This is a genomic window from Christiangramia sabulilitoris, from assembly GCF_007050985.1.
Taxonomy (GTDB): domain Bacteria; phylum Bacteroidota; class Bacteroidia; order Flavobacteriales; family Flavobacteriaceae; genus Christiangramia; species Christiangramia sabulilitoris.
The window spans coordinates 869,503-887,654 of sequence record NZ_VHSF01000001.1 but is presented as its reverse complement, the minus strand read 5'-3'; the positions used below and the strand labels follow the sequence as shown (position 1 = coordinate 887,654).

The window sequence follows — 18,152 nt, the reverse complement described above, 5'->3', positions numbered from 1 at the left end:
AATTTAGTCTATGAAAAAATTATTTCTTTTCACTTTTTTAATATTCTCTGTTTCAGCTATCTACGGGCAGGAAATTAAGTGGATGAGTATGAACGATGCATTGATGGCACAAAAGAAGAATCCGAAAAAGATCTTTGTAGATGCCTACACTACCTGGTGTGGTCCTTGTAAGCTTTTAGATAAGAATACCTTTACCAATAAGGATGTGGTGGAATATATAAATAAGCACTATTACGCGGTAAAATTCAATGCCGAAGGAAACGAGGTAATAAAATTTAAAGACAAGGTTTTTAAGAACCCGGGATTCGACCCGAACAAGAAAGGTAGAAATTCAGTGCATGAATTTGCCCTTGCTATGGGCGTATCGGCATATCCTACCATGATCTTCTTCGATGAAAAGGCTGGATTCCTTACACCGGTAAGGGGTTATTTAACACCGCAGAAACTGGAGATTTTTTTGAAGATCTTTGCTACCAATGATTACAAGAAAGTAAAAACAGATGAGGAGTGGCAACAATATCAGGAACAGTTCGAGGGCACTTTTTCGAGTTAAATCCTGGATCATTTGATAACATAAGCTCCCTTTTCACCGGTATAGTGGAAAGGGATTTTTTTATTCCTCGCTGTTAGTTCCCATTTACCGATGTAAGTTTTGTAGTTGCTGCCATCTGCGATGATGATTGCCGGACTAATTAAACTTAGAACTCTGTCGAGGTTTACTTTTGCAGAATTTCTTAAAATTACAATTTCAGGATCAAAATCGGGTACCGTATAGACGCCGGCAGTATCTATCACCAGGGCAATACTCCCGGAAAGATCCATCACCTTTGAAAATTTTTTATAATGTATATTTTTAATTTCTCTTTCCCGTAAATAGTCCGTAATTAAATCGTTCGTAGGGATTGAGTCAGAAGTGACGTCCAGGTGGTCGTTATTTTTTATGGTGAGCACTGAATGCCGGTTTTGATGAAAAACAACAGATTCATATTGCGGTATTTTGCTAGCCTGAATTAATGTGGCAGTCTGGAATAAGAGTACAGTAATCAGGGTAAAACTAATCCGGTAAAAATTGATCTTCTTCAGGTTTAAAATGACCGAAAATAAAAACAGATATAAAGCTCCCATTTGCAAAATATCGAGTCTAATTCCAGATATAACGAAGGTATCAACTTCAGCGATCAGATTAACGAATCCATTCAGCAATTCTAATATTCCTGAAAAAAGTTGGTATATAAGATTAGGTAGTATATCGAAACTGGCCAGGATGATCACTCCAATCCCGAGTACAAGTAATGTCCCCAGAAAGGGTAGAATTACCAGGTTGGTAGCCAGGAAAAGACCTGGAAATTGGTGAAAATAAAAAATGCTTAGAGGTAGGACTCCAATTTGAGCGGCAAGGCTTACAGATGTTAACTTCCAGAAATAGTCGATTACAGAGATACGGGGAGAAAATATTTTATAGATATAGGGTTGAAGTATAATTATACTAAAAACGGCCAGGTAGCTTAATTGAAAACCCACCTGGAAAAGGTAATACGGGTTTATAAGGGTCAGGAAGAATAATGAAATAAAAAGGCTGTTAAGACTACTTGTTTTTCTTTTGGTCTGTAAACCTATTGCCAGGAATGAAAACATACTAACCGCTCTAACTACAGATGGACTAAGACCAGTTAAAAATGCAAAGCTCCATAGTAATAAGATCACTGTAAAAGGCTTTAAAACATGCCCGTATTTAAAACGCTCTAATGGCTTTAAAATATAATTGAGTAATAATAGTAAGATCCCTATGTGAAGACCTGAAATGGCGAGGATGTGGATGGCTCCGGCCGCGGCATAGTTTTTATAAAGCTGGTCACTGATTTCTCTGCGCTGTCCAAGGATTAAAGCCTGAAAAACTGCTAATTCATCTTTTTCGAATTTCAGCTTTTCTAAATTTGAAATAAGCTGTTCCCGAAAAGCCCAGCTGAGAGATCTAAGATCTGCCTGGTGTCCTGTAATTACGAGCTGGGAATAGCTAAGGGCAATTTTAGATTCTACCTGCAGGTTTTTCATATAATCCCGGTAACTAAATTGATAGGGATTTACAGCTTTTTTTATTTCCTGAGGCCTGTATGGTATTAAAAGCTCTGCACCGGGAATAATCTTTACTGTGGCCAATGAATCCTGTAGAAGGTTGAGCAATATCTTACCACTTACCGCCTTTCTTGAGTTGGGCAAAACCAGGCTTTGCGCCTCGAAGATATAGTTATTGGAAAAAGCACTGGGTTTCAGCTCTTCTGTAATCCTGCCGGAAATCAGGATACTATCGGTTTCCCCTAAATTTTGATTTATATAATGCTTTGGGTCATTCTTCGGCTGGCTGAAAAAAGCTGAAGCAAAACCCAGGTAGAATATTAGCAAAAAAGTCATAATGCCAACCAGGGAGCCTGAAAATATCTGCCTGGAGGCCCGGTACAGACTAATAAGGTAGAAGATAATTAGTATGAATCCACTTATAATAACTTCCTGCAAGCCTACTTCTATATAGAAAGCCAGCACCATCCCTGCAATAAGATAGAGGGATAACCGAATGAAAATAAACTGGAAGTTATTCAATATTAGTAATTTACTTCCAAAAGTTAATTAAAAATCAGATCACTCTCCGGGCCATCACGAAATTATTCTGCCAGTAAGGTTCAGATAATGAAGAAATAATAACACCGCGGGAGGATGATGAATGAATAAAGAATATTCCGTCTGCATTAACTTCCACTACTAATCCTACATGGTTAATGACTTTCCTGTTCTTGTTTGTTTCAAAAAACAGTAGATCTCCTACTCTGACCTCCTTTAAAAACAATCGATCGCCTCTTAAGGACATACTACGTGAAGTTCTGGGCAGGGAAATCCCTTCCTCCAGGAATGAAATGTACACTAGACCGGAGCAATCCATACCTCTTTTGTCTGTACCACCATATTTATAGCGGGTACCTTCAAATTTCTTTGCATTCTTTATGATCTTATAAGCGACCTTGTCATTTGGTTTTGCATTGGCATCGTGCTTATATTCACTTTCTGGTTTTTCTACCACAGCTGTGTCCTTTTTCCTGGTAATAACCCTGTTTCTGGAAGAGCCACATGAAGCCAACATAATGATCATCAGGATATACAGGCAATATTTAGAACAGGATCTGAAACTCATTTACCCGGCAATTTCTTTTACTATAAGTCCTGCTGTTTTCTTACTGGCGCCTTTTCCTCCCAGTTTCTGCTCGAGTTCAAAATAATCGCTGAAGATCCTTTTCCTGTTTTTTTCATCGAGGATCTTTTTCAATTCCGCTTTCAGATTTTTCGTGTTGAAATCATTCTGTATCAGTTCTTTTACAACTTCACGTTCCATAATCAGGTTCACCAGGGAAATATAATCGAGTTTCACAATGCGCCTGGCGATATGGTAAGATATATAGCTGCCTTTATAGCATACGACTTCAGGAACCTTGAATAAAGCAGTTTCCAGTGTAGCTGTCCCCGAAGTAACCAGGGCAGCAAAAGAAATTCCAAGTATATCATAGGTCTTATTCATGATCAATTTAATGTTCGAATTCTTCATAAAGGTTTTATAGAATTTCTCGTCCTGGCTTGGAGCTCCCGCAATAACGAATTGATAATCCCTGAAATCTGAGGTTATACTCAGCATTACTTCCAGCATTTTTTCGATTTCCTGCTTCCTGCTTCCCGGTAATAAAGCGATCACGGGTCTGGAGTCCAGGCCATGGTCACGTTTAAAACTTTCAATATCAATTGGCGGGCGATTATCGATGGCATCTAACAGAGGGTGCCCCACAAAATGAACCGGGTAATCATGTTTTTCTGTATAAAAATCTTTTTCAAAAGGTAGGATCACAAACATTTTATCTATATCCCGCTTAATCTTTTTGATCCTGTTCTCTTTCCAGGCCCAGATCTGCGGGGAGATGTAATAATGCGTTCTAAAACCTTCTTTCTTTGCCCATTCTGCTATGCGCATATTAAAGCCGGGATAATCAATGAAAATGATCACATCTGGCCGATACTCTGTAATATCCTTTTTGCAGAAACTAATATTTCTGAAAATAGTTCTCAGGTTCATGATCACCTCAGAAAAACCCATGAAAGCAAGTTCCTTATAATGTTTAACCAGGGTACCGCCCTGTTGCTGCATAAGGTCACCTCCCCAGAACCTGAAGTCTGCCTCTTGATCGGTTTGCTTAAGAGCTTTCATCAGGTTGGCGGCATGCAGATCTCCGGAAGCCTCACCGGCAATTATATAATACCTCATTTTAGATGAATTTATAGATTGCAATACCTACTGCAACCGCAACGGTTGCCAGAAGGACACCACGGGCATGATAATTCTGTTTCTTTTTTAAAAACACGAAAAAGGGCAGAAAATTCAAGATGGCTCCTAAGGCGATAATCTTCCCAAGGTAATCGTTTGCGATGGCATTTTTCAGGGTAGTATCAATGTCAACCTCAGATAATAATGCAACGTAGAGAAGAACCCCTCCAATATTGGCCGCCAGTCCTGTTAAAAATCCAATAAGTATATCCTGTTTAATCATTAAGAGGCCAGCTACTTAGATCTTTTATAAATTGATGGGCTGTAAGGTCGAATTGAACGGGGACCACAGAAACATAGCCTTCTTCAAGAGCTTTTTCGTCGGTATCATTTCCTTCATCCTTATTTACAAATGTTCCCGTTAACCAATAATATTCACGGCCCTGCGGATTCGTTCTTTTATCGAATTCTTCCTCCCAGTGAGCATTGGCCTGTCGGCAAACTTTAATGCCTTTAATTTCTTCCGCAGAAAGTTTAGGAAAGTTTACGTTTAAAACTACACCTTTAGGCAGGCCGTTTTTCAGAACATTACGGGTTATACTCTTTATATACTTACGTGTTGGTTCAAAATCTGCATTGAGAGAATAATCCAGCAGGGAAAAACCAATTGCCGGTATTCCTTCAATACCCGCCTCTACTGCGGCACTCATGGTGCCAGAGTAAATTACATTAATAGAGGAGTTGGAGCCATGATTAATTCCGCTAACACATAAATCTGGTTTTCTATGTAAGATTTCCTGGGTAGCGATCTTCACACAATCGGCAGGAGTGCCGGAGCAACTGTATTCTTTGTGCTTATAGCTCTCTTTAATGACTACCTGCTCGCAGAAAAGAGTGTCACTAATGGTGATAGCATGTCCCATTCCGCTTTGTGGACTATCCGGGGCTACAACCACCACATCACCTATTTCTTTCATTACTTCTACCAGTGTTCTGATTCCCGGGGCGGTTATTCCATCATCATTAGTAACCAGAATAAGTGGTTTTTTATTATTCATGCATAATTATTTGGTTCTGCTAAAATAAGAATTTAAATATGGATACCTTATATTAGTAGGATCACAAATAAGTGTCGTTTAAGTTAAATATTGGCACAGTTTTTACTATTATTATGGTGACCATACGATGATGAAATTACAACGAATTATGAAAAGGAATTTTAAACTTATTGCAGTCGTTCTTTTGATGGCTGCTGCCTCATGTAGTTTTACTACCAAAAAATTTGACGACCCTAATAAGGATAAACTTCTTATAGATCTTATTACTTATGTTCTTAACCAGGGACATTATGATGCTAAGGAATTAAATGATGATTTCTCTGCTAATGTATTTGAAGATTACCTGGAAGGTCTAGACCCATCCAAGCGTTTCTTCTATGCAGAGGATATTGCAGAATTTGATGCCTATAAAACTAAAATAGACGATCAAATCAAAGGAAAGAACATTGAATTCTTCAATCTCACTTATGCCCGTTTAGGCGAAAGAATGGAAGAGGCCAGAGGTCTTTATAAGGATATTCTTTCCAGGCCTTTCGATTTTAATGAAGATGAAAATATTAATACAGATTATGATAATCTAGAGTATGTTTCTTCTAAAGAGGAAATGAGAAAAAGGTGGAAAGAGCAGTTGAAATTTAATACGCTTATCACCTATTATGATCTTCGCCAGGATGAAAAGCAAAAGAAAGAGGAGGACGAGTCCTATGAAATGAAATCTGATGCTGAACTTGAGAAAGAAGCCAGGGAAACCACCTTGTCCAATATTGACAGGTATTACGATTTCACAGATGATCTGGAAAGAGAGGATTATTTTTCGGTTTATATTAATGCGATCGTAGAAGAATTTGACCCGCATACATTCTATTTTGCTCCACAGGATAAGGATAGATTTGATATTGCTATGTCTGGTAAGCTGGAGGGGATTGGAGCTCGTTTGGTCAAGGATAGTGACAATATTACCATTACCGAAGTGATTTCCGGAGGACCGGCGTGGAGAAGCGAAGAGATCGCTGAAGGGGATGTGATTTTAAAAGTGAAACAGGAAGATGAAAAAGAGGCTGTAAGTATTGTGGGGATGAGGCTAGATGATGCGGTAGACCTGATCAAAGGCCCAAAAGATACCAAGGTGACTCTTACTGTACGTAAAAAAGTAATGGGTAATATCGAAGAAGTAACTCTAACCCGCGACGTGATCGAGATCGATGAAACTTACGCCAAGGCCTCCATGGTTAAAAAAGACGGAAAGAAATACGGCATCATCAATTTGCCAAAGTTCTATTTTGATATGACCGATTATAGTGAGCGTAACGCCGCTTCAGATATCAAAGAGGATATTATTCGTTTGAAGCAGGAAGGAATGGAAGGACTTGTTCTGGACCTTAGGAATAATGGAGGGGGTTCACTTAAAACGGTTGTAGATATCGCCGGAATGTTTATTCAAGAAGGTCCAATCGTTCAGGTAAAATCCAATGGTCAGCGTAAAGAGGTATTGAGGGATGAAGATCCCCAGGTGCTTTGGGATGGACCGCTGGTGATACTGGTGAACGAGCTTTCAGCTTCAGCTTCAGAGATCCTTGCTGCAGCAATGCAGGATTATAAAAGAGCTGTTATCATTGGTAGTAAACAAACCTATGGAAAAGGAACGGTTCAGAATGTAATCGATCTAAACAGATGGCTTAGAAATAACGATATGGGTGATATGGGTGCCTTAAAAATAACTACTCAGAAATTCTATCGTGTAAATGGTGGATCTACCCAGTTGGAAGGAGTAAAAAGTGACATAGTGGTTCCCGATAGATATAGCTTCGTAGACATAGGAGAGAAAGATCAGGAGAATCCTTTGCCATGGGATAAGATCGATGCAGCAGATTATTCTATCTGGAATGGTTATGTTGGTTTCGATGAGGCTATTGAAGCCAGTAAAGAGCGTATGAAAACCAATGCTCAGCTCAAACTCATCGAGGATAATGCCAGATGGGTAAAAACTCAAAGTGAAGACAGTAGTTATCCTTTGAATTATGCTGAATATGCAAAACAGGCAGAGAAGGATAAAGAGATGGCTAAGCAATTTGAAGCGATCAAGGATTATAAAACAGATCTTACTTACAGCTCTTTGCCCTATGAGGAGTCACTTTTCGCTCAGGACACGGTGTTGAAAGAAAAGAGACAAAGATGGCATGAAAGCCTGAGTAAGGATGTTTATATCGAAGAAGCCATAAATGTATTATCAGATATTCATATTAATAACATTACCAGAAATAAACTGGCAGATGTTGATGGAAAGAAAAAAGTGAAAAACTAAAAAGTCTAAATAATATTAAACCCGGAAGAAAACTTCCGGGTTTTTTTATGCTTAATAACAGGAGCAAAAGATCTTTTAACAATAGCTGGGTTATATTTGCACCAGCAATTTTTATTATGAAACGAAAATATATCTATCCCGTGCTTATCCTGGTTACAGCAGCCATTCTGCTTATGGCAGATAAATGCAGCTAGTAGGATAACCGGTCTGAATCCAGTTTAATAAATATAAAGAGGAGTAGGGTAAAACCCCATAATCCTGATCCACCATAGCTGAAAAATGGAAGTGGAATCCCTACCGTTGGGAAAATACCTATCACCATGCCAATATTTACCAGGAAGTGTATAAAAAGGATGCCTATAACAGAATAGCCATATACTCTGTAGAACTGGTTGCGTTGTCTTTCTGCCAGGATTAGTAATCTTAATAGCAAAGCCACGAAGAGCAATACCACCATAGCACTTCCCAGGAAGCCCCATTCTTCTCCAACCGTGCTGAAAATATAATCTGTATGTTGCTCCGGTACAAAATGTCCCTTGGTCTGCGTACCTTCTGTCCAGCCTTTTCCAAGCCAGCCTCCGCTGCCAATGGCAATCTCACTCTGATTGGTGTTATAACCAATCCCGCGGGAATCTACTTCTTTTCCCAGAACGATGTTAAAGCGGTCGCGGTGACGCTGTTCAAATACATTTTCAAAAATATAATTCACAGAGAAGCTAAGACCTATGGATATTATAGCAAACAAGGTAATAAGAAGCCTGCCAGGGCGTTTTTTACGTTTCCGAAAGAACAGGAGTAATCCTATACTCAAAACTGCTACGCTCACCCATATGGGACCTATGACCAGTGTGAGTATAAAGACCGCCACCCCGGTTAATCCGGTTACAAGGTAAAAGCCTGATAGCCCTTCCCTGTACAGGGGAAAGAAGAATGCGGCGTAAACTAATGCGCTTCCGGGATCGGGTTGTGGTATAATAAGTAAAGCCGGAATTGCAATGATGATAAATGCCTTCACCTGGTGGGTTAGCATTCTAATATTGGTTTGTATATCGCTTAAATACTTAGCCAGGGCCAGAGCTGTAGCGAATTTGGCAAATTCAGAAGGCTGTAAACCAAAGCTTCCAAATGAATACCAGGAAGTTGCCCCGGAAATCGTTTTTCCAAAAACAAACAGGCCTGCCAGTGATAAAAGGGATATGATGTATATAACACTCGAAAATCTCTGGTAGAATTTTGCTTCAACAGACAGGATGATAACTATCAGGAATAGGCTAAGCCCAATAAAAAGGGCTTGTTTGCCATATGGTTGACTTAGATCAAAAAAAGAGCCTGAACTGCTGCCCAGGGAAGCGGAATAAATATTAGCCCAACCAAAAGAGATTAGAGCCAGATAAATAAAAATACTGATCCAGTCGAATCCCGCGCTGCTTTTACTCATTTACTGATTAATTCTGAAAGGTTCTCCACTAAGGGGTTTGGCATATTCATCTTCAAGGCTGTGTTCCAGGATCCATTTTTCCATGTCTGTCCTGGTAATCGTTCCTTTCAGATATTTTTCTATCATAAGGCTGGCCATTCTACCTGCGTATCTGCTACCCCAGTAACCGTTTTCAACAAAAACGGCAATAGCGATCTTAGGATTGTCTACCGGTGCAAAAGCAACAAATATAGAGTGGTCTGTAAGCTGCATTCTTTTACCATCTATCCTGGCAAAATTCTCTGCGGTTCCCGTTTTTCCGGCAATTTCCACTCCGGGTATTCTCAAAGTTGCCGCAGTTCCACTTTTGTATACTTCGTGCATTCCGGCTATTACCGGCTCAAAATACTCTGCCTGTATCGTTGTATAATTCTTTTTGGTGAATTTCTCTTCTTTAATGGGCTGCCCGTTGATCTCTTTTAAAATATGAGGAGTATAATACCAGCCTTTATTTCCAATAGTAGCAGCCATGTTTGCCAGCTGTATTGGTGTCATTAATACTTCTCCCTGACCAATAGCATTAGATAAAGTTGCAGAGGCATACCATTTATATGTTGGATAGTCATAGATGCGGTTGTAGTAGTCTGAATCGGGGATTTTTCCCGGTCTGCCCGTACTTAGGTCATTACCCATAAACTGGCCAAGACCAAAACTTTTTAAGTGCTCGTTCCAGGCATCCATTCCATCCTGCGGAGTAGGATATTTTTCGATGATCCTTCTGTATACATTCGCAAAGTAGGCATTACAGGATTGCGCGATCCCGGGAATCATGGAAAGAGGACTTTTATGAGCGTGGCAACCTAGTTTCCTCCCTCTACCGTAGGCATAACCATGATTACAGCTAAAACTGTCTTTAACATCTACAACTCCTTCCTGAAGTCCGATAAGTGCATTCAGGGTTTTGAACGGCGAGCCAGGAGGGTATTCTGCCAGTAAGCCGCGGTCATATAGTGGCTTGGCAATAGAATCTGTATAAAGTTCCCAGTAATTTCTCGAGCGACTTCTGCCTACCAGTTTTGCAGGATCATAAGTGGGAGCACTAATCAAAGCAAGGATTTCTCCACTCTGTGGATCTAAAGCCACGATCCCGCCCCTTTTATTTTTCATTAATTTGGTTCCGTAATCCTGCAGGGCATTGTCTACGGTTATAGTAATGTCCTTTCCTTTTTCAGGTAAGGTATCATAGATTCCGTCCTTGTAAGGGCCGATATCCCGGTTAAAACGGTCTTTTTGAATATGCTTTACTCCTTTTACTCCACGAAGTAATTCTTCGTACTGGCTTTCAACACCGGCACGCCCAATTAAATCTCCTGAAATATAATAAGGATTTTCATTGATGATTTTTTGATTTACCTCGGCGATATAGCCTAGAACATTGGCACTATGATCTACCTGGTAATCACGTAAGGATCTCTTCTGAATATAAAAACCTTCATATTTTCTCATTTTCTCCTGAAGGATAGCGTACTCACTTTTGGTAAGTTGAGGTATAACTACAGAAGGAAGCATAGGGGAGTAGATCCTGGCCTTATCCAGTTTTTTTTCCAGCTCTTCCCGGCTTAGATTGAGAATACCGCAGAATTCGGTGGTGTCAAAAGGTTTCAGGTTCCTTGGGATCACCATCACATCATAAGAGGGCTGGTTAGAAACCATTAATTCACCATTACGATCATAAATGTATCCCCGTTGCGGGTAATCATATACTACCTTGATGGCATTATCCTGAGATCTAATGGCCAGAGAAGTATCCACGATCTGCAGATAGAAAAGTCTGGCAATGAAGATTAGACCAGTGGTTAAGATGGTGATATATAGTAAAATTTTTCTCATCGATATTTTTTACTAAATAATGTAAGGCTCAATAGAGTTAGGATTACCGTGAATATACTGGAAAATAATGTTTTTTTCAATATCAGGAGTATATGATTTAAGCTGAACATTTCTAAGGAAAACAAAACGAAATGATGGATCAAAACCATAAGAAATATATAACTGAGTTTCGAGCCAAAGGCAGCTGAAACAAGCCTGATGTTCTGGTGGTCGTAGCTTATACCGAAAGAAAATCTCAATAAATTGGGCCTTACAAATGCAGCAACCAGGCAGGCCGCAGCATTGATCCCTCCACTATCTTCAAATATATCAACGCTTAATCCTAAAAGAAAGGAAAGGAATAGGAACAAAGACTGGTTTCCGGCAAAAGGATATAACAGGATGAACAAAACATATAAATATGGATTGATATATCCCGCAAAATTAATGTTGTTAAGAATTAGCACCTGCAGAAATACCAGGATGATGAATCTTGCGATATTTGATAGTAATTTATTGTTCATCTATCTCCTGTAATTTTTCAATTTCCTTCTTATTCACATTTTCAATAATATAGACATATCCAATGTTCGTCATGTCATTGAACAGTTTGATATTGATGGTGTAGTAACTCTGGGTTTGATCTAAAGTGAAATCTTCAATACTCCCAATAGGTAAACCTTTAGGAAAAATTAGAGATCTTCCACCGGTGATAATTGTATCGCCTTTTTTCACCGGTGCCTGCCTTGGCACATCTATAAGCTGGACAATATTGGGGTCTTTGCCATTCCATACCAGGCTGCCGAAATGATAGGTATTATTCAGCTGGGCATTAATACGGGATCTGCTGTTCAGAATGGAAATAACCCTGGAGTAATTCTCATTAACCCTGTCTACGATACCCACAATTCCCTGGCTGGTGATCACTCCAAATTCCTGTTCTATTCCAGAAGCTTTACCGCGGTTAAGCGTAAGGTAATTATCCTGGTTCGAAAAATTATTATTGATGACCCGGGCGGTTCTGAAAAGATAATCACCTTCAAATGAAGTGCTGTCCAGTTGTTTTTCTACAGAAATACTGTCTTTAATATTGGAAATAATATTTCTGAGCTTATTATTTTCCTCGAGCAACCTTTCGTTGTACTCGTCCAGATGCAGGTAAGTTTTAATATTATTGGACCAGGTGTATACTCCACCGGTTACAAAATTGGCAGAACTTACAAATCGGCTTTTATGAAAACTATGATTTTGTATAGTGAGAAATACAGATACAGCAAACAGGATTAAGAATAAAATTGAATTCTTATTCCTTATAAGAAAATTGAAAATCTGCTGCATAAATTAAGCTTCTCCTACTTGATCAAAATCCCTTTATATCGGCTCAATGTTTTCAGGGTAATACCTGTTCCACGAACTACGGCTCTTAATGGATCTTCGGCGATATAAACCGGTAGATCTGTTTTTTGAGATAAACGTTTATCCAGCCCTCTTAGCATAGATCCACCACCTGCAAGATAGATACCGGTATTATAAATATCGGCAGCTAGTTCCGGAGGCGTTTGTGAAAGAGTTTCCATAACGGCATCTTCTATTCTTAAAATAGATTTATCCAGGGCTTTTGCGATCTCACGGTATGAGATATTTACCTGCTTTGGTTTACCGGTTAAAAGGTCTCTACCCTGAACGCTCATCTCTTCTGGCGGTACCTCAAGATCTTCAGTCGCCGCACCAATTTGTATTTTTATTTTTTCCGCAGTACGCTCACCAACGTAGAGGTTGTGTTGGGTACGCATATAATAAACGATATCATTTGTGAAGACATCACCGGCGATCTTTACAGATTTGTCACAAACAATCCCCCCAAGGGCGATCACCGCAATTTCTGTTGTACCACCACCTATATCCACGATCATATTTCCTTTTGGCTGCATGATATCAACCCCGATACCAATCGCAGCAGCCATAGGTTCATGGATAAGATAAACCTCTTTACCATTAACCCTTTCTGCACTTTCCTTAACGGCACGCATCTCAACTTCGGTAATACCTGAAGGGATACAAATCACCATCCTCAAAGCCGGGGTGAAAAGTTTCTTTTTAAGTGCCGGTATCTCTTTAATGAACATAGTGAGCATTTTCTCACTGGCATCAAAATCTGCTATAACTCCATCCTTTAAGGGACGTATGGTTTTGATGTTCTCATGAGTTTTTCCCTGCATCATAGCTGCTTCCTTACCTACGGCGGTTATCTTGCCGGAAGTCCTGTCGCGGGCTACTATTGAGGGGCTATCTACAACAACTTTATCATTATGAATTATGAGGGTGTTGGCGGTACCTAAGTCGATTGCAATTTCTTCAATGAGAAAGTCAAAAAATCCCATAGTGTATTTTAAGTATTGAGGTTCGGGTAAATGTACTAAAATTAATGTTTAAAATGGCGTGTGCCGGTCATCACCATTGCGATATTATTTTCATTGCAATAATCGATACTCAGCTGATCTTTTATAGATCCTCCGGGCTGAATTACGGCAGTAATACCAGCATTTCCTGCGATCTCTACACAATCGGGGAACGGAAAAAAAGCATCACTGGCCATCACAGCTCCATGAAGGTTGAATTCAAAGGATCTCGCCTTCTCTATACTTTGGGTTAGGGCATCCACTCTCGAGGTCTGTCCTGTTCCGCTGGCACAAAGTTGTTTGTTTTTTACTAAAACGATGGTATTCGATTTGGTGTGTTTGCAAATCTTTGATGCAAATATCATGTCAGATAACTCTTCGTCTGTAGGTTTATTGTCTGTAGCCTGTTTCAGATCTTCCAAAGCATCTGTTTTAAGATCTTTTTCCTGTACCAGGACTCCGTTAAGACAGGTTCTAACCTGGTTCTTAGGTAAATCGATATCCTTAAGCACCAGTAGAATTCTGTTCTTCTTGCCTTTAAGAATTTCAAGTGCTTCTGAAGAAAAAGAAGGGGCGATCACCACTTCACAGAAAAGTTTGTGGATTTCTTCAGCAGTTCTGGCGTCTATTTCCACATTACTAATCAAAATACCTCCAAACGCTGATACAGGATCTCCTGCCAAAGCATCTGTATAAGCCTGGTGAACAGTGTCACGCTGAGCAAGACCACAGGCGTTATTATGTTTCAGGATCGCAAATGTTGGTGCTTCTCCTTTGAACTCGTTCATTAAATTCACAGCTGCATCTACATCGAGCAAATTATTATAAGAAAGTTCCTTTCCATGCAGTTTTTCGAATATTGCATCAAAATCACCGTAGAAAGTACCCTTTTGATGTGGGTTTTCCCCATACCTAAGTTCTTTTCCTTTTAATTCACTTTGCTTGAAAGATTTTACTTCATCTTCAGAATTAAAATAGTTGAATATAGCCGAGTCGTAGTGCGATGAAATATTAAAGGCTTTAGTTGCGAACCTTTTCCTGTCGCTAATACTGGTCTCACCATTCTTTTCGTTCAACAGATCAAGAAATTCCTGGTAATCATCTACAGAAGAGACACAGGAAACATCCTTGAAATTTTTTGCTGCGGCACGAATCAGTGAAATACCACCTATATCGATCTTTTCAATGATATCCTGTTCTGTTGCGCCAGAGGCGACCGTTTTTTCAAAAGGATAAAGATCCACGATCACAATATCGATCTGAGGAATTTCATATTGTTCCAGTTCTTTTACATCTCCTTCATGATCCTGGCGATTTAGGATCCCGCCAAAAACTTTAGGGTGAAGCGTTTTTACCCTTCCGCCTAAAATTGAAGGATAGGAAGTAACATCTTCTACCGGGATAACTTCTATCCCCAGGTCCCTGATAAATTTTTCAGTGCCACCCGTAGAGTAGATGTTGATGCCCAGTTCGTTAAGTCTCTTAACGATTGGTTCCAATCCATCTTTGCTAAAAACTGAAATTAAAGCAGATTTTGCTTTTTTTAATTCGCTCATTGTGTTGTGTTTGTTAAAGCTGCAAAAGTAATTAATTAAGCTAAAAATCTGAAAGTGCACCTGCCGAATTCTGAATTAATTTTGTAACGAAATTTTAGATCGAACGTCCTATCTTTAAATCAACCTAAAACAGCTGATTTTATACCATGCTAATTTATCTACGCGTACTTAAGGAGAGCTTCAATTTTGCGATCAGCGCTCTTAAAAATAACAGGCTTCGTACTTTTCTTTCTCTGCTGGGTGTAACCATCGGTATATTTTCCATAATTGCTGTATTGGCGGCTGTTGATTCGCTTAAAAAGGATATTACGGGAAGTCTGAGTGCTCTTGATAATAGTACCGTTATCGTGATGAGATTTAAATTTGGTCCTTCAGACATTCCCCGCTGGAAAAGGGAACAATTTCCTGATGTTACTTATGAAGAATACCAGTATTTAAAAAAGAGCCTTCCAGATCTGGAAGCCATAAGTTTTGCTTTGGGGGTTCCCGGCGGGACTTCTATAAAATATCAGGATGTGACCACTGCCGGGGTAGATGTAGGTGCGGTAACCCATGAATATTATGATATTGAAGCTTTTGAACTGGAAGATGGCAGGTTTTTTAATGAACCTGAAGCAGTAAGCGGATCTGGAGTGGTAGTTCTGGGGCATGAGATCGCTAAGAATCTATTTGGCGATTCCAACGGAGTGGGCAAAGAGATCAGGATCTTTGGAAGACGGGCAACGGTTATTGGTATTCTCAAAAAACAAGGCCAGTCACTATTCAATAATTCCAGGGATGGTCAGGCCTTTGTACCTGCTAATTTTGCCCGAAGAGTCTTTGGTTCGAAGAAAGGAACAGTTTTCCCACAGATCGTTCTAAAGCCTGAGGAAGGCGTGGATAACGACGAATTTGTGGCTATGCTGGAACAACAGCTTAGGAATATGCGCTCTATAAAGTCTGGCGAGGTTAGTAATTTCTTTATCAATCAGCTTCAGGGATTTGCAGATTTTATAGATAATATTACCGGTCAGCTTAATGTCATTGGATTGGTGATAAGTGGATTTTCTTTACTAGTAGGTGGCTTTGGAATCGCAAACATTATGTTCGTAAGTGTAAAAGAAAGAACCAACCTAATTGGAATTCAGAAATCCCTTGGGGCAAAAAATAAATTTATCCTTTCACAGTTTTTATTCGAAGCGATCATTCTTTCTGTAATAGGTGGAATGGTAGGGTTATTAATAGTCTGGCTGGTTTCTATCGTGGCTTCGCAATTTACCGGGGACTTTGAATTTGTACTCTCCCCTTTAAATGTTTTAATAGGAACAGCAGTATCTGCAATAATTGGGCTTATTTCCGGAATCGTACCCGCAATATCGGCATCCAAGCTTGATCCTGTTGAGGCCATTAGGACCGGTATGTAAAAGCCTCGTTAAATAATTCTGAAATTCCCACAGGCATTAGGATAATTTTTCTTAAAAATTTTAAAGTTCGTTAATTACTTAATTTTCAAGGTTTCGCTTATGTATTTTTGAGCAAAAGCTAAGAAAATGGGAAATGAAATTGAGAAAGATTATTTGTCTTCGTTAATGCAGCTAATTGGATTTTTCATAATCCTTTTCACTATTATCGCATTTCAATTCTAGAAAATACAGAACTGTAAAGTTCAGCTTGCCTACAGTATGCAAAAAAAGAAACCCTCAATATTATTGAAGGTTTTTTTTTGTTTAGGGATTTGGCATCTTTATAAGATCTCTGCGACCTTTTCATTTACCCATTCCAGGAATAATTCATCTTCATGGGAGAAAGGATCTTCGGTATGACTGTCTATATCTATTTGCCCTATATTTTCACCATTCACGAATAATGGAATCACTATCTCTGCTTTTACGTGAATGCTGCAGGCTATATAATTGTTCTGTGCTTTAACATCTGGCACTACGAAGTTTTTATTGGAAACGGCAACCTGCCCGCAGATTCCTTTTCCAAATGGGATGATCTCATGATCTGTAGGTTCGCCGGCAAAGGATTTCAATTTCAATTCTTCCTTATCTCCATTTTTAAAATAAAATCCAACCCAGTCATAATAGGGGATATTTGATTCCAGTAGTTCACAAATTTCCGTAAGCCTTTTATCTACGCTTAACTTTTCATTCTGAAGAATTTCTTCAACCCTGGGTTTTAATTTCTGAAATGGCATATTAACAATATTTAGTGCAAAAGTATTCATTTTCTGATGTAAAAGAAGTCTTGCTTTTCTATAAATTTGTTAAAAACCCCCTGAATTTGCTCGATCTAATTCGAAAATATTGGCTGGTACTTCGTTTCATCTTTATTTTTCTGGGGAGTTATTTCCTTTTTTCGATCCTTTATAGTGGTTTCCTGAGAATTTATGATACTAATGATCCCGTGCCAGATCCGCTTACACAGCTGGTGGCGCGGCAGAGCGGGAGTGTGATGCAGGGCATTGGTTATGATAATGTGGAAGTGGTCATGCATTACACCGGGTTATCGATGAAATTAATGGTGAATGATTATTTTTTAGCCGGAATCGTTGAAGGCTGTAATTCTGCCAGTATAATAATTCTTTTTGCTTCTTTTATTCTTGCCTTTTTCGGTAAGACTTCCCAAACGCTTTTATACCTCTTTGCGGGCTCTGTTATTATATATGCAATCAATATCATAAGAATCGTGATCCTCGCGGTGAGTATTTACGAGTACCCTCAATATTCGGGATTTATGCATTCAATTTTCTTCCCGCTGGCTATCTACGGTACTGTTTTTATTTTATGGCTGGTCTGGGTCAAAATCTATTCTGGATGGAAAAAACAGTAATGAAAAGACTTCGAGTATTCGAGATTGGTATCCTGGTTCTTTTCCTGGCTGCCATCAGGTTTTTTGAAGATCAGCTCTTTTATGATCCCCTGCTGGAATTTTTCAGATCAGATTATTTACTTGGCATCATTCCGCCTATGGATATGGCCAGGCTAATGTTGAACCTTTCCTTAAGATTTTTTCTTAATACAGTATTGTCTTTGGGGATTCTATACCTAAGCTTTAAAGATCTTAATATCATAAAATTTTCAACGATCCTCTACGGGGTGCTTTATATAGTAGCGACTTCGGTCTTTATTTACTTAGTATTGAATATCGAAAGAGACCACTACCTGGCTCTTTTTTATGTAAGACGGTTCCTGATCCATCCGTTGTTTCTTCTTATTCTTCTACCGGCGTTTTATTATTACAAACTAAAGGGCCAGAAAAACTGATTTTCT

The 18,152-nt window shown here is 39.2% G+C and carries 17 protein-coding genes; 5 read left to right on the top strand and 12 right to left on the bottom strand.

Annotation, left to right across the window (positions count from 1 at the left end; all coding sequences use genetic code 11):
* Nucleotides 1-10 precede the first annotated feature (10 nt).
* Complete coding sequence (locus FGM01_RS04110; protein ID WP_143409859.1) at nt 11-553, top strand: thioredoxin family protein; 543 nt, start codon at nt 11-13, stop codon at nt 551-553.
* An 8-nt stretch (nt 554-561) separates the two neighbouring features.
* Here the strand turns inward: FGM01_RS04110 and FGM01_RS04105 are convergent, their stop codons facing one another.
* Genes FGM01_RS04105 through surE form a run of 5 tightly spaced genes read right to left on the bottom strand, consistent with a single transcriptional unit; the run spans nt 562 to nt 5,355 of the window.
* A complete protein-coding gene (locus FGM01_RS04105) occupies nt 562-2,595 on the bottom strand; it encodes a ComEC/Rec2 family competence protein (protein ID WP_143409858.1) in 2,034 nt (677 codons plus the stop codon).
* 34 nt (nt 2,596-2,629) lie between these two features.
* Nucleotides 2,630-3,181: a C40 family peptidase gene (locus tag FGM01_RS04100; RefSeq protein WP_143409857.1), complete on the bottom strand. Its 552-nt coding sequence runs from the start codon at nt 3,179-3,181 to the stop codon at nt 2,630-2,632.
* Nucleotides 3,182-4,297: a lipid-A-disaccharide synthase gene (gene lpxB / locus FGM01_RS04095; RefSeq protein ID WP_143409856.1), complete on the bottom strand. Its 1,116-nt coding sequence runs from the start codon at nt 4,295-4,297 to the stop codon at nt 3,182-3,184.
* A gap of 1 nt (nt 4,298) precedes the next feature.
* A complete protein-coding gene (locus FGM01_RS04090) occupies nt 4,299-4,580 on the bottom strand; it encodes a hypothetical protein (RefSeq protein WP_143409855.1) in 282 nt (93 codons plus the stop codon).
* Nucleotides 4,573-5,355: a 5'/3'-nucleotidase SurE gene (gene surE / locus FGM01_RS04085; RefSeq protein WP_143409854.1), complete on the bottom strand. Its 783-nt coding sequence runs from the start codon at nt 5,353-5,355 to the stop codon at nt 4,573-4,575. Before surE ends, FGM01_RS04090 begins: the two co-directional genes overlap by 8 nt.
* A gap of 148 nt (nt 5,356-5,503) precedes the next feature.
* Here surE and FGM01_RS04080 point away from each other — a divergent pair, with 148 nt between their 5' ends.
* Nucleotides 5,504-7,657 carry a carboxy terminal-processing peptidase gene (locus tag FGM01_RS04080; protein WP_166435185.1) on the top strand — a complete coding sequence of 718 codons (2,154 nt, stop codon included), beginning with the start codon at nt 5,504-5,506 and terminating at the stop codon, nt 7,655-7,657.
* A gap of 190 nt (nt 7,658-7,847) precedes the next feature.
* On the opposite strand, the gene rodA is transcribed toward FGM01_RS04080, so the two are convergent.
* From rodA to purH, 6 genes are read right to left on the bottom strand one after another with little or no spacing between them, the layout of a single operon-like run.
* Nucleotides 7,848-9,095 carry a rod shape-determining protein RodA gene (rodA, locus tag FGM01_RS04075; RefSeq protein ID WP_143409852.1) on the bottom strand — a complete coding sequence of 416 codons (1,248 nt, stop codon included), beginning with the start codon at nt 9,093-9,095 and terminating at the stop codon, nt 7,848-7,850.
* Nucleotides 9,096-10,964, bottom strand: coding sequence for a penicillin-binding protein 2 (gene mrdA / locus FGM01_RS04070; protein ID WP_143409851.1), 1,869 nt, complete (start codon nt 10,962-10,964; stop codon nt 9,096-9,098).
* Nucleotides 10,961-11,467: a rod shape-determining protein MreD gene (locus FGM01_RS04065; RefSeq protein ID WP_143409850.1), complete on the bottom strand. Its 507-nt coding sequence runs from the start codon at nt 11,465-11,467 to the stop codon at nt 10,961-10,963. Before FGM01_RS04065 ends, mrdA begins: the two co-directional genes overlap by 4 nt.
* Complete coding sequence (mreC, locus tag FGM01_RS04060) at nt 11,457-12,281, bottom strand: rod shape-determining protein MreC (protein ID WP_143409849.1); 825 nt, start codon at nt 12,279-12,281, stop codon at nt 11,457-11,459. The genes FGM01_RS04065 and mreC overlap by 11 nt, the downstream gene beginning before the upstream one ends.
* A gap of 14 nt (nt 12,282-12,295) precedes the next feature.
* Entirely contained in the window at nt 12,296-13,324 is a 1,029-nt protein-coding gene (locus FGM01_RS04055) for a rod shape-determining protein (RefSeq protein ID WP_143409848.1), read from the bottom strand.
* A 41-nt stretch (nt 13,325-13,365) separates the two neighbouring features.
* The gene (gene purH, locus FGM01_RS04050) at nt 13,366-14,898 is read right to left on the bottom strand and encodes a bifunctional phosphoribosylaminoimidazolecarboxamide formyltransferase/IMP cyclohydrolase (protein ID WP_143409847.1); all 1,533 of its coding nucleotides are present in this window, start codon (nt 14,896-14,898) and stop codon (nt 13,366-13,368) included.
* Between the two features lie 146 nt (nt 14,899-15,044).
* Between purH and FGM01_RS04045 the strand changes: the two genes are divergently transcribed.
* On the top strand, nt 15,045-16,301 hold the full coding sequence (locus tag FGM01_RS04045; protein WP_143409846.1) for an ABC transporter permease: 1,257 nt from the start codon (nt 15,045-15,047) through the stop codon (nt 16,299-16,301).
* A gap of 320 nt (nt 16,302-16,621) precedes the next feature.
* Here FGM01_RS04045 and FGM01_RS04040 read toward each other — a convergent pair whose 3' ends face one another.
* Nucleotides 16,622-17,077 (bottom strand): GAF domain-containing protein, encoded by a 456-nt coding sequence (locus tag FGM01_RS04040; protein WP_143409845.1) that lies wholly within the window; start codon nt 17,075-17,077, stop codon nt 16,622-16,624.
* 86 nt (nt 17,078-17,163) lie between these two features.
* Here FGM01_RS04040 and xrtF point away from each other — a divergent pair, with 86 nt between their 5' ends.
* Together xrtF and FGM01_RS04030 are read left to right on the top strand one after the other, a co-directional pair.
* Entirely contained in the window at nt 17,164-17,712 is a 549-nt protein-coding gene (gene xrtF, locus FGM01_RS04035) for an exosortase family protein XrtF (protein WP_143409844.1), read from the top strand.
* On the top strand, nt 17,712-18,146 hold the full coding sequence (locus FGM01_RS04030) for an exosortase F system-associated membrane protein (RefSeq protein ID WP_423738345.1): 435 nt from the start codon (nt 17,712-17,714) through the stop codon (nt 18,144-18,146). Before xrtF ends, FGM01_RS04030 begins: the two co-directional genes overlap by 1 nt.
* Nucleotides 18,147-18,152 lie beyond the last annotated feature (6 nt).

Excerpts from the sequence above, each read along its gene's own strand:
- FGM01_RS04110 (WP_143409859.1), top strand. The coding sequence starts at position 11 with ATGAAAAAATTATTTCTTTTCACTTTTTTAATATTCTCTGTTTCAGCT.
- FGM01_RS04100 (WP_143409857.1), bottom strand. The coding sequence starts at position 3,181 with ATGAGTTTCAGATCCTGTTCTAAATATTGCCTGTATATCCTGATGATC.
- lpxB (WP_143409856.1), bottom strand. The coding sequence starts at position 4,297 with ATGAGGTATTATATAATTGCCGGTGAGGCTTCCGGAGATCTGCATGCC.
- FGM01_RS04090 (WP_143409855.1), bottom strand. The coding sequence starts at position 4,580 with ATGATTAAACAGGATATACTTATTGGATTTTTAACAGGACTGGCGGCC.
- surE (WP_143409854.1), bottom strand. The coding sequence starts at position 5,355 with ATGAATAATAAAAAACCACTTATTCTGGTTACTAATGATGATGGAATA.
- FGM01_RS04080 (WP_166435185.1), top strand. The coding sequence starts at position 5,504 with ATGAAAAGGAATTTTAAACTTATTGCAGTCGTTCTTTTGATGGCTGCT.
- rodA (WP_143409852.1), bottom strand. The coding sequence starts at position 9,095 with ATGAGTAAAAGCAGCGCGGGATTCGACTGGATCAGTATTTTTATTTAT.
- mrdA (WP_143409851.1), bottom strand. The coding sequence starts at position 10,964 with ATGAGAAAAATTTTACTATATATCACCATCTTAACCACTGGTCTAATC.
- FGM01_RS04065 (WP_143409850.1), bottom strand. The coding sequence starts at position 11,467 with ATGAACAATAAATTACTATCAAATATCGCAAGATTCATCATCCTGGTA.
- mreC (WP_143409849.1), bottom strand. The coding sequence starts at position 12,281 with ATGCAGCAGATTTTCAATTTTCTTATAAGGAATAAGAATTCAATTTTA.
- FGM01_RS04055 (WP_143409848.1), bottom strand. The coding sequence starts at position 13,324 with ATGGGATTTTTTGACTTTCTCATTGAAGAAATTGCAATCGACTTAGGT.
- purH (WP_143409847.1), bottom strand. The coding sequence starts at position 14,898 with ATGAGCGAATTAAAAAAAGCAAAATCTGCTTTAATTTCAGTTTTTAGC.
- FGM01_RS04045 (WP_143409846.1), top strand. The coding sequence starts at position 15,045 with ATGCTAATTTATCTACGCGTACTTAAGGAGAGCTTCAATTTTGCGATC.
- FGM01_RS04040 (WP_143409845.1), bottom strand. The coding sequence starts at position 17,077 with ATGCCATTTCAGAAATTAAAACCCAGGGTTGAAGAAATTCTTCAGAAT.
- FGM01_RS04030 (WP_423738345.1), top strand. The coding sequence starts at position 17,712 with ATGAAAAGACTTCGAGTATTCGAGATTGGTATCCTGGTTCTTTTCCTG.